This is a genomic window from Streptomyces carpinensis (genome assembly GCF_002154505.1).
Lineage (GTDB): Bacteria > Actinomycetota > Actinomycetes > Streptomycetales > Streptomycetaceae > Streptomyces > Streptomyces carpinensis.
Genome location: NZ_MUBM01000663.1, coordinates 913 through 1,126 on the forward strand (window position 1 = coordinate 913; position 214 = coordinate 1,126).

General features: G+C 73.8%; 1 protein-coding gene. It reads right to left on the bottom strand.

What is annotated here, in order from left to right; all coding sequences use genetic code 11:
- On the bottom strand, window positions 1–214 hold a 214-nt coding region (locus BZY54_RS54370), incomplete at both ends, for an aldo/keto reductase (RefSeq protein WP_425276396.1).

The following is a 214-nucleotide window of genomic DNA, read 5'->3' on the forward strand; positions in this document are numbered from 1 at the left end:
CGACCTCGTCCCGGTGCGCCCGGAAGAACGGCGAGAGGAACCGCTCGTTCTCCCCCGCCCCGTAGGCGTCCGCCGTGTCGTAGAGCGTCACGCCCAGCTCGAGGGCCCGCTCCAGCGTGGCGCGGGACGCCTCGGTGTCCGTGGGGCCGTAGGCGAAGCTCATGCCCATGCAGCCGAGGCCCTGGACGCCCACCTCCGGTCCGTCCTCGCCGAG